Genomic DNA, 10,426 nt, shown 5'->3' on the forward strand with positions numbered 1-10,426 from the left:
GAACCCAATATTTAAGCCTAGTTTATTCGGATTGAAGCACTCGAATCGGGATTTTACCCAAAAAGAAACCTGGGGTAAAAATCAATTTAATTCCTCATTTCCTGCTTCTTTGTGCGCTTACTTAGATGGGAAAGGACTGAAAAATGTATATCTGAAACTCGATGAAAATTTAAAAATTCAACATTCGGAGTTAAGTACAAAAGAGTTATACGGTCTAGCTCCCGATTCCGATAATTTATTTTACGCTTTCGAGAGTCAATTTACGCCGTATAATCAATTTGTAATCGGTAGTTTGCCTAGAGTCGATCTAGTAACCCAGAGAATCGATAACGGTAATTGTCTTCGAGGTCTGGAAATTAAATTAACCGCTTTACCAGACAATACAACTTGTGACTTAGAAGATATTCGTTATGGATGTGAAATAGTGGTTAGACCAGATACCATCGTGTATCTCGCCTGTAGTATAATTAACCACATTAGGCAAAATATACAAAAATTGCAGGAGATTATCGGTAGTGATTTCGATTCTATTCAAGACTGGACAGAACCGAGAGAGGTAATGCCTTATTTACTATCAATAGTTGGCGTTATTGACCGACTATCGCTTGATTTATTGCCCTATCAACAACCATTTTTAATACAGCCTATCTGGAAAACGGAAGGCAAATCTTCAAAATTGGCAGAGCAATGTTTAGATGTGTTCGTTTGGAGCGATCTAGCTTTCACTCGGCTATTCGTAGATCTGACTAAATTTGAAGCGAGAATAGAAAAAAGTATTTCCAGACAAATACGTTCTGCGATATGGCTGTTCAAAATGCTTGACGATTTCAGCAAACAGGAGCGCATCAATCATAGAAAAATAATCGATCAACTTTCTTACAATACAAAAAACGATAAAGCGTTTGCATTAAGCGGCAAAATTACCAACCGGTATATGCGTTCAGAAATTTTGCATCGACCCAGAATTAACAAATCAGAAATAAGAGAAATTATTTTAGGAGGTGGACAAAATTTATTGAGTCCTGAAAGGCGATTTGATGCTATTATTTATAATTCACCCGATTTGTTTAATTTAGAGGAGGGAGCAAAATGATCACAATTGATTTATTCGCTGGTTGTGGTGGTTTATCTTTAGGGTTCCAAAAAGCGGGGTTTACTATTGTGGCCGCATTTGATAATTGGATACCTGCTATAGATGTCTATAGAAATAACTTTAGTCATCCGATATTTAATGTCGATTTATCTAGAGAATCTAATCAAGAAATATTGGCTCAATATAATCCTGAGATTATTGTCGGCAGCCCTCCTTGTCAAGACTTTTCCAGTGCCGGTAAGAGAAACGAGGGTTTAGGACGAGCGAATCTAACGCTCACATTCGCTGAAATTGTAACTAGAGTAAGTCCGCAATGGTTTGTTATGGAAAATGTGGATAGAATTGAGAAAAGTAAAATACTCACTCAAGCAAAACAAATTTTTAAAAGCCATGGTTATGGTTTAACTGGAAAAGTTATTAATTCTTGTTACTGCGGAGTTCCTCAAACTAGAAAAAGATATTTTCTGATCGGTAAAATGAAGGAAGAAGACGATTTTTTAATCGATGAAATCAATGACAATTTATCAAGTCAACCTCTGACTGTATTTGACTATATGGGCAAAGAATTAGATATAGAATACTATTATAGACATCCTAGAAGCTATCAAAGAAGGGCGATATTCAGTATTTATGAACCTAGCCCTACTATTCGAGGAGTAAATCGACCAGTTCCTAAAACCTATCGACAACATCCCGGTGATGCTTGTCATCTCAATGAAAAATTAAGACCGTTAACAACGAGCGAGCGAAGCTATATCCAAACTTTCCCTAAAGACTTTATTTTTGCTGGAACAAAATCTAATCTAGAACAAATGATTGGCAATGCTGTCCCTGTTAATTTAGCCAGATATGTGGGACAATGTATTCTTAACTATGAATTGAAAAAGGGGAAAAAGATAACCTATCGACAACTACAGCTATTTTCTTGATTTACTGGCAAAAACAAATCTCCAAAAAACTCTAATTATTATGAAAGCATCCCTTAGAAAACACCGATTTTTCTGGTATATTTTCTTAAATTTCTGTCTAACAATTCTTTTTTCCTCCATCGTTCAAGCTTCTACGGGAAGCACTATCGATAGGTGGCAAGCTTCCGCGTTAACCCTTTTAGGATTGGTCGCTTTTGCTTTATTTATCTACCTGTTTTTTGTCATCTTTATACCGGAGAGGTTTTAATTATGAGTTTTGCACGCGAGGCCGGTAGAGCCATCCGTTCTACCCTAGTTCTCTGGGTAATTACCGCCCTGATCTATCCTTTTGCGATGATCGCCATCGGTCAAATTCTTTTTCCCTGGCAAGCGAACGGGAGTTTAATTACCAATAATCAAGGTCAGGTGGTGGGTTCGGCTCTAATTGGGCAACCTTTCACCAGCGATCGCTATTTTAATAGTCGTCCGAGTACCACCGCCTACAGTACGGCCGATCCGAAAAACGATCCTGCCAAAGTCCTGCAAACCGGAATTTCGGGAGCGAGTAACCTAGCTCCCAGTAACCCTGTATTAATCGATCGCATTAAAGGAAAACCCGATCCCGATCCGGCAAAAGCTATAGAGGGGGAGATTCCCCGATTAGAGAAAGCGGGCATTCAACCCACGGCGGCTCTAGTTTACACTTCCGGTTCCAGTCTCGATCCCCATATCACCCCAGAGGCGGCGCGGGCGCAGATCGATCGGGTGGCGCAGGTGCGGGGATTACCGACCAATCAAGTGGAGATACTGATTAGCAAAAACACCGACGATCGCTTTCTCGGCATCTTTGGCGAACCGGGGGTCAACGTGCTGAAACTGAATCTGGCTCTAGACGCGATCGGAAATATCCGATAGGCCGCTGAAATTTGGGGAGTCGAAAATACTCGTATTCCTATCTTATTGAGCGTTTAAATGCCGTTAGCGATTAAAGAATAACTCCACCGTCCACGGGTAAAACCACACCTGTCATATAGGGGTTGATAATCAAACTCAATACTGCTAGGGCGACTTCTTCGGGTTGCCCTAAATGTTCGACAGGTAGAGCAGAAACCGCCCATTTGCTAAGGTCTGAGCGTTCCGAATCACTTTGACTGCTCCAGATACTTGTATCTTCTATTAATCCGGGGGCAACAACGTTAACGCGAATAGGAGCGAGTTCTAGGGCGAGAGCGCGTCCAAATACTGCTACGGCACTATTAGCGGCGGCTATGACGGAAATTCCGCCCATTTTGGAATATTTGAAGATAGTGGCGCTTGATGTCAGGGTAATAGAACCGTCCTTGGCCAAAGTTTTCAGGGAGCCACGCACGGCTAAAAAGGTTCCCCAGAATTTCTCCATACCTCCTTGGGCCGTTTCTGCGGTCATTTCAGTTAATAAGGCTCGCGGCATATTTCTGTCTCCGAGAGAGGTGACTACTAAATGGTCAAAGTTGCCAATTTCTGCAAAAAAGGCATTAACAGAATCTTCTTGTAAAAAATTAACAGTTTTGGCTTCAATCTCCCCGGAAATTAGGGCAATAGCCCCATCTAATTTCTCTTGAGACCCATGGGAAAGCACCACTTTTGCCCCCAGGGAGAGCAATTTTTCGGCAATCGCTAGGTCAATCCCCGAGCTTGCACCAATAATGACGACTTTTTTACCCGATAAGGAATCAAACATTTTTTTGTCTCCAAAAATTTAAGAAAAACTTACAACTATTACAGTATATTGACTGGCTTTTGGGCAGCAACTAACCAATAAGTTATGACTGAGGAACTTAGCAAATTATCCAGAGGCTTAATGTTTAAATTATAGGTCTCTTCGTCTAATTTTCCTGATTGCAATTCCTCTGTTAACCAAGACTTAAGATGGCGAAAATGTCTGAACCAGCACTCCTCCGTCACCTCGACAAATTGAACATTTTTAAACCCTGCCTGTTGATAAAGATTTTGATACTCTGCCATATCTTTGACGGTGTTTGCTTGGGGAACTGTCCAATCCCCTAAAAGTTCCGTTGTGGCAAAACTCAGATCTGAGAGAATTAAGGTTCCCCCCGGCTTTAATACTCGCCAAGCTTCTTGCAAGAATTGCCGCCTAGTATTAAAATAAAAAGCCGCTTCTACACAAATAATTTGCTCAAAAGAATCATCGGCAAAATCCATCTCTACTGCGTCCATTAACAGAAATTTACCTTCGGGAAAATTGAAGAGACTTCTGGCAATTTGTGTGGGAGAAATGTTAATCCCCACAATTGCTGTCAATGGATAATATTTGAGAAGATAATGGGTAGTTGCTCCTAAACCACAGCCAACGTCAAGAATTGTTCCCTGTTTGTTGGGAATAAATTCTAAAAGTTTCTCCATCAGAGTGGAGGATGCTTCCTGTTGATCTTGGGTATGGGAGAGCCAATAACCGACATTAAAAAACTCTCTTTCACCATAAAACTCTCGAATCGAAGGACTACAAATTAAATCATCGAATCTACTAATCCATTCATTTTTATCCATTTTTAAACTCACTTAACTCTCTCGGCAAAAAACTACATTAGTCTAACACGATTGGGCTTAGTAGAGCCGGAAGTGGGTTATAGCAATGCTTGCCCAACTCCTGTTAAGGCACTAGATATTGACTGTGTGGCTGAGGCGATCAAAAAAAGGAGCCGCACCTTTTCCCTTAGATACCGATAAATTTCCCTGAGAGGTTCAACTAACAGCCCAATTTAATGGTAAAAAAAGTTTTTATCAATTAACCTATAACCATCAATCTATATTATCATATCTGGTGAGGGACAGAAGTTATCGCTTTTGAATTAGGAATGGGGAGCGGGGGACAGGGAAGAAAATCGTCGTACCTCATGACTCTGAATACCGCTATAAGTGTCACCGATGGGAGTGCGGGTAAGGTGAGTATTTGACTTGAGTAAGACGGCAATATATGTTACTATCACAGGGTAATCGCAGCTATCTTGAAAAAGCTGCCACTCAAAACTAGGAATGACCATGAATTATCCTAATAGCGAACAAAATAAAGCAATCCCCTTCTTTGCTCGTTTTTTATCGGTGGACCAAGACGAGGCTCCGACCCCCGATTCCCCCCCCGATTCTGAACCGGCTCCCGTTTGGACTTGGAAATGGCCTTCTGACTGGGAAGATAGTTAATTAATTCAAAGAGATTGCTTTCAGTAATTCAGACAGAAATAAACTGCCGCCATAAGTCAAGCAGGAGTCAAATTTATGGCGGTTTTTGTTGTATTTAGGGTTTGCTAAACAAGTCAATTGGCCGGTGGAGGCAGCAGGGTAGAGGAGGGAGAAAGTGCTTAGTTAAATTAAAACTACTCTTCAGCAATTTCGACTTCTTTAGGAGCAACAGGTTCTTCGGCAGTAATTTCGACTTCAATAGCCTTTTTCAGGTTAAGTTTTAGAACTTGAGAAATTGGTAAACCTTCCACCTCATTGATGAGATATTCTTGAGTTTCTGTTTCACGACGTTTGAGATAGACCGTTTTAAGCAGTGCCTCAATGCCATAACCTGTCACAATGTCGCCAATAATGGTAGAGAGTCCTAAGACCCCAAGTCCACCAATTAGTCCCAGTGGACCGCCTAACCCAAAAAGTGCGTAAATCGCAGGATAGGCAGTAGTGCTGGAGGCGGCAATAGCAATAATGAAAATAATGCCGGGGAGTCCCAGAGAAGCAAGTTTTTGAACAACTTCATCCAGAGAAATTCCCCAGGAGACAAGTTTTTTGTTGATTTCTGTGGGATTAATTCCCAGAAAATCATTGGGAATGGCCGTTTCAGTAGTTTCCGTCATTGATGAGACTCCTAAAATCACTAAGTTGGATTGGTTGGTCGGGATTTCATTCATATAAAATCCATGGTAAGGCAAAAGAATACAAATCGGCTGTCTAGCAATCAGATACCTTGCAGCATTCTACATTAGTCTTACCGTTCACACAACTTGTAGAAAATCGTCAATTCTTAGATTAAATTCTGTTTAAAAGATAGAGGAGATTGGGGAGAAACAATTCATAACTGGGTTTTTCAAGTTGGATTGGGAGTTAATCATAGTCTTAAAAACGGGTTTGGTATCAAATCTCAAGGCAAACTTTTAATTCTTCGGCTAAAATCTGGACATGGGGTTCCACCATAATCGAGACATGATTTCCTAGGACGAAATGAATCTCAACTGGCTCTGTAGAAAATTCACTCCAGCCTAAAGAAGAATCCTCGCAATCTCGAGCTATTAAATCCTTATTTGGATCATCAGCTAATTCCTCCCCGGCCCGTATAATCGTAATTTTACCTGGATAAATCTGTTTAGGGAGATAATCAATCAGACATAAACAGCTAGTTTTATAGGCTTGGACAATTTTTTCAAGCTGCTTAGTTTCCGCATTGGGAGGAAGCATATTAGCCAGTTTAAAAAAGTTTAAAGCGTATTTTAATTGTTCCTCCACTGTTAAGAGTTGAAGAGTTTCATAGGAAATATCGATGGTTTTATCTAAATAAACTTCGATACCTTTGCTGACTTCAGCTAACCACCGCGCATGATCCCAATTAATATAATCAAGCAAAATTTGTTTGTCTTTATAAGTGGGTGCTGAAGAATCAATGATTGCTAGTAATGCCACTTTTTGCCCCTGATTAACCAACTGTTGAGCCATTTCAAAAGCCACATTACCACCGTAGGAATGTCCTCCCAAAAAGTAGGGTCCTTGGGGTTGTAAATCCTGCATGGCTTTAAGATAAATACTGGCTATATCCTCAATACGAGTGATTTCTCCAAACTGTTGATAGAGATCATTTTCAAAACTGTAGAAAGGTTGATCTTTTCCTAAATAACGTCCTAAATGGTAAAAATAAAATGGTCGTCCCCCGGCGCCTGGAACACAGAAGAAAGGAGGCTTTGAACCCTGGGGTTGAATGGGAACCAAACAAGACTGGTTAGAGGAATCTGAATCGGTTCGGATAATGGTCGCTAACTGTTCAATAGTTGGGTTTTGAAATATTGTGGTTACGGCAATTTCCTTGCCTAACTGTTCTTTAATTTGGGTGATTAAATAAGGAGCTAAAAGGGAATGGCCACCGAGGTCAAAAAAGTTATCCTGCACGCTAATTTTGTCAATCTTTAGCACTTTTGACCAGATTTGCCCGAGGTTTAATTCTAACTGATTACGCGCTTCAATAAATCTGTCTGAATCACTGGTATTACTAGGAGCTTTTAACCCACGACGATCAATTTTTCCGTTAGCTGTTAAAGGCAAAAAATCCAGCAGCACAAAGGCACTCGGAACCATGTAACCGGGCAATTTATGGCTAAGAAATTGATGCAAATCGCCACTTGTTAGGTTTACTCCTAGCTTAGGCACAATATAGGCAACTAACTGTTTTTCCCCCGGATTATCTTCACGAACAATCACACAAGAAGACTGTACCGCCTCATTTTGACTAAGTACAGCCTCAATTTCTCCCAATTCAATACGGAAGCCGCGAATTTTTACTTGATTGTCAATCCGTCCTACATATTCAATATTACCATCAGGTAAATAACGGGCCAAGTCTCCCGTTTTATAAAGACGCGAATCTGGGTAATTACTAAAAGGATTAGGAATAAATTTTTCTTGGGTTAATTCGGGACGGTTAAGATAACCTTTGGCTAATCCTGCACCAGCAATATGTAATTCTCCTACTACACCAATCGGGACAGGTTGCCGATTTTTATCCAGCAAATAGATTTGGGTATTGGCAATCGCTTTGCCAATGGGAATAGTTGTCGCTGTAGAAGCTACTTTTTCCACTAAATACCAGCAAGAAAACGTTGTATTTTCCGTTGGCCCATAGACATGAAGCAACCGTTGTGGCGCACCTTTTTCTAGTACCTCTTCTACCCATTTTGGTTCAACTGCTTCACCCCCAAATAGTAAGCAGCGTAAGTTACTAAAAGCTTGGGGAACTAAATTGGCTAACTGATTAAAAAGTGCTGTGGTTAAAAATAAGACACTAATCTGATTTTCCTTTAAGCTTAGTGCCAATTCTTGGGGTGAGAGCAAAACTGATTTAGCGATAATAATAATCTTAGCACCGTTAAGTAAAGCCCCCCAAATTTCAAAAGTAGCGGCATCAAAAGCAATATTAGACGCTTGCACAACGCGGTCATCAGGAGTAAACTGGATGTAGTTGGTATTTAATACCAGTCGATTAACTGCCTGATGAGTGACGATAACACCCTTGGGTATTCCTGTAGAACCAGAAGTATAAATGACGTAGGCTAAATTATCCGCAGAAACTGTCCTGTTAACATTCTCCTGACTTGCTTGATTAATTTGTTGCCAATCTTTATCTAAACAGACAACAATAGCCTGATGATTTGGCAGGGAAGTCTGTAAAGATTCGCAGGTTAATATTATTTTAACCTGGGTATCTTGGAGCATAAAGCTAATGCGTTCTTGGGGATAATCTGGGTCAATAGGAACATAAGCACCACCGACTTTAAGAATAGCTAATAATCCCACAATCATCTCTAAGGAACGTTCTAGACAAATCCCCAATAATTCTTCAGGTTTTACTCCTAATTTCCGCAAATAATGGGCCAACTGATTGGCACGATGATTTAATTCACTGTAGGTTAATTGTTGCTCTGAATATACAACTGCTACCGCGTCGGGTGTGCGTTTTACTTGTTCTTCAAATAACTGATGAATACATTTGTTATCGGGATAATCTGTATGAGTTTCGTTCCACAATGATAACAATTGATAACTTTCTTCATCACTTAACATAGGTAACTCAAAAATTCCCCTATTGGGATTAGCCGCGATCGCAGTCAAGAGATTTTGAAAATGTTGCCCCATTTGGTTAATAGTACGGTTGGCAAACAAATCGGTACTATAACACCAAACCGCCTCTAACCTATCAGCAACCTCCCAAAAATTAACCTCTAAATCAAATCGCGCTTTAAGCTCAACAGATAAAGGCAAATTCTCCATCTTTAAGCCAGATAAACTGGCCTCAGATTGGGGAGTATTTTGCAGGGAAAACATTACCTGTATCAAAGGATTATGACTTAAATCTCGGTTTAATTGTAATTTTTCTACTAACATTTCAAAAGGCAAATCTTGATGAGCATAAGCTGATAAAGTTGTTTGCTTTACTCGTTCTAATAACTCCAGAAAACTGGTATTTCCCCCTAAATCACCCCTTAAAGCTAAAGTATTGGCAAAAAATCCCATTAATTTCTCAATTGCCGAACTATTACGATTAGCGATGGGAGAACCCACCAAAACATCTAATTGACCACTATAACGAGAAATTAGGACAAAAAAGGCCGCCAGTAAAGTCATAAATAGCGTTGCTCCTGACTCTTGACTCAACCGTTTGAGGCATTGTGTTAAGTCTTGATTCAGGCGAAAAACCTGTCCATCACCCCGGAAACTAGGAATTGGAGGACGGGGATAATCCGTCGGCAATTCTAAAATAGTAGGCGCATCTTGTAACTGTTTTTGCCAGTAATTAAGTTGACGTTCCAAGACTTCACCGGTGAGCCATTGACGTTGCCATACGGCAAAATCGGCGTATTGAATCGATAATTCAGGGAGAGGGGAAGGCAACCCCCGGACAAAGGCCGCATACAGTTGAGATAATTCACCAAAGAAGATGCTCAAAGACCAACCATCGTAAATAATATGGTGCATCTTCAACAGCAATACATACTCTTGAGAACCCAGTTTAAGTAACTTAAATTGGACTAATGATTCCTTGGCTAAATCAAAGGTTTTTAAGGAGAAAGCAATCGCTATTTCTTGCAGACGTTCTGTTTGTTCATTCTTTGATAAATTTTGTAAATCTTCCAGGGGTAAACTGACGGGTGAAGGGGGAGCAATGCGCTGAATTGGTTGCCCTTCTACCATGGGAAAAGTGGTTCTTAAAATTTCGTGACGGCGAATTAGTTCACTGAGACTTTGTTCTAAAGCCAACAGATTGAGGTTTCCTTCTAACCGTAAAGCGTCTAACAGATTATAGGAATGACTATCGGGGGAAAGTTGCTGCAGAAACCAGAGTCGTTGTTGAGCAAAAGAGAGGGGTAAATCCTGATCTCGTGACACAGGAACAATCTCTAAATCAACAGTATTAGTCGGGATTTTTGCTGCTTTTAAAAAATCAAAAATCTCAGGTTTTTTGGCGGCGATTTCTTCTTTAATTTCTGGGGTCATAACCCCTTTAGGAGCCTGAAAACGAAGTTTTTCGCCTTCCAGCCACAGTTTAATGTCTAAACCCTTTAAATAGGCTAAAAATTCTCCTACTTTCACTTACCAATTGCCTCCAAAGTTGTTGTTAAATTAGCTCTAAATCACGAAGTTTGCTCTGAAGATGAAAAAGTCCATACTT

Annotated in this window: 10 protein-coding genes and 1 pseudogene; 6 read left to right on the forward strand and 5 right to left on the reverse strand. The window is 40.2% G+C overall.

Annotated features, from left to right (window positions below; genetic code table 11):
* The first annotated feature begins 31 nt into the window (after positions 1-31).
* From GQR42_RS20090 to kdpC, 4 genes are read left to right on the forward strand one after another with little or no spacing between them, the layout of a single operon-like run.
* Positions 32-1,093, forward strand: a complete 1,062-nt coding sequence (locus tag GQR42_RS20090; RefSeq protein ID WP_233271094.1) for a HindVP family restriction endonuclease — start codon at positions 32-34, stop codon at positions 1,091-1,093.
* A complete protein-coding gene (locus GQR42_RS20095) occupies positions 1,090-2,022 on the forward strand; it encodes a DNA cytosine methyltransferase (RefSeq protein ID WP_158201329.1) in 933 nt (310 codons plus the stop codon). The genes GQR42_RS20090 and GQR42_RS20095 overlap by 4 nt, the downstream gene beginning before the upstream one ends.
* Before the next feature lie 40 nt (positions 2,023-2,062).
* Positions 2,063-2,269 carry a K(+)-transporting ATPase subunit F gene (kdpF, locus tag GQR42_RS20100; protein WP_158201330.1) on the forward strand — a complete coding sequence of 69 codons (207 nt, stop codon included), beginning with the start codon at positions 2,063-2,065 and terminating at the stop codon, positions 2,267-2,269.
* A 2-nt stretch (positions 2,270-2,271) separates the two neighbouring features.
* Positions 2,272-2,916 (forward strand): K(+)-transporting ATPase subunit C, encoded by a 645-nt coding sequence (gene kdpC, locus GQR42_RS20105; protein WP_158201331.1) that lies wholly within the window; start codon positions 2,272-2,274, stop codon positions 2,914-2,916.
* A gap of 70 nt (positions 2,917-2,986) precedes the next feature.
* Here the strand turns inward: kdpC and GQR42_RS20110 are convergent, their stop codons facing one another.
* Complete coding sequence (locus GQR42_RS20110) at positions 2,987-3,721, reverse strand: SDR family oxidoreductase (protein ID WP_158201332.1); 735 nt, start codon at positions 3,719-3,721, stop codon at positions 2,987-2,989.
* A gap of 38 nt (positions 3,722-3,759) precedes the next feature.
* Positions 3,760-4,548, reverse strand: a complete 789-nt coding sequence (locus tag GQR42_RS20115) for a class I SAM-dependent methyltransferase (RefSeq protein ID WP_158201333.1) — start codon at positions 4,546-4,548, stop codon at positions 3,760-3,762.
* Between the two features lie 72 nt (positions 4,549-4,620).
* On the opposite strand from GQR42_RS20115, the pseudogene GQR42_RS30090 reads away from it, so the two are divergent.
* Positions 4,621-4,828 (forward strand): annotated as a pseudogene (locus tag GQR42_RS30090) (MvdC/MvdD family ATP grasp protein); the annotation flags it as partial.
* A gap of 22 nt (positions 4,829-4,850) precedes the next feature.
* Here GQR42_RS30090 and GQR42_RS20120 read toward each other — a convergent pair.
* A complete protein-coding gene (locus tag GQR42_RS20120) occupies positions 4,851-5,042 on the reverse strand; it encodes a hypothetical protein (RefSeq protein WP_158201334.1) in 192 nt (63 codons plus the stop codon).
* Here GQR42_RS20120 and GQR42_RS20125 point away from each other — a divergent pair.
* Positions 5,041-5,199 carry a microviridin/marinostatin family tricyclic proteinase inhibitor gene (locus GQR42_RS20125; RefSeq protein ID WP_158201335.1) on the forward strand — a complete coding sequence of 53 codons (159 nt, stop codon included), beginning with the start codon at positions 5,041-5,043 and terminating at the stop codon, positions 5,197-5,199. The genes GQR42_RS20120 and GQR42_RS20125 overlap by 2 nt on opposite strands.
* A 173-nt stretch (positions 5,200-5,372) precedes the next feature.
* On the opposite strand, the gene GQR42_RS20130 is transcribed toward GQR42_RS20125, so the two are convergent.
* On the reverse strand, positions 5,373-5,852 hold the full coding sequence (locus GQR42_RS20130) for a hypothetical protein (protein WP_158201336.1): 480 nt from the start codon (positions 5,850-5,852) through the stop codon (positions 5,373-5,375).
* A 277-nt stretch (positions 5,853-6,129) separates the two neighbouring features.
* Positions 6,130-10,347, reverse strand: a complete 4,218-nt coding sequence (locus GQR42_RS20135) for a non-ribosomal peptide synthetase (RefSeq protein ID WP_158201337.1) — start codon at positions 10,345-10,347, stop codon at positions 6,130-6,132.
* Positions 10,348-10,426 lie beyond the last annotated feature (79 nt).

The organism is Microcystis aeruginosa FD4 (genome assembly GCF_009792235.1).
GTDB classification, from domain to species: Bacteria; Cyanobacteriota; Cyanobacteriia; order Cyanobacteriales; family Microcystaceae; genus Microcystis; species Microcystis viridis.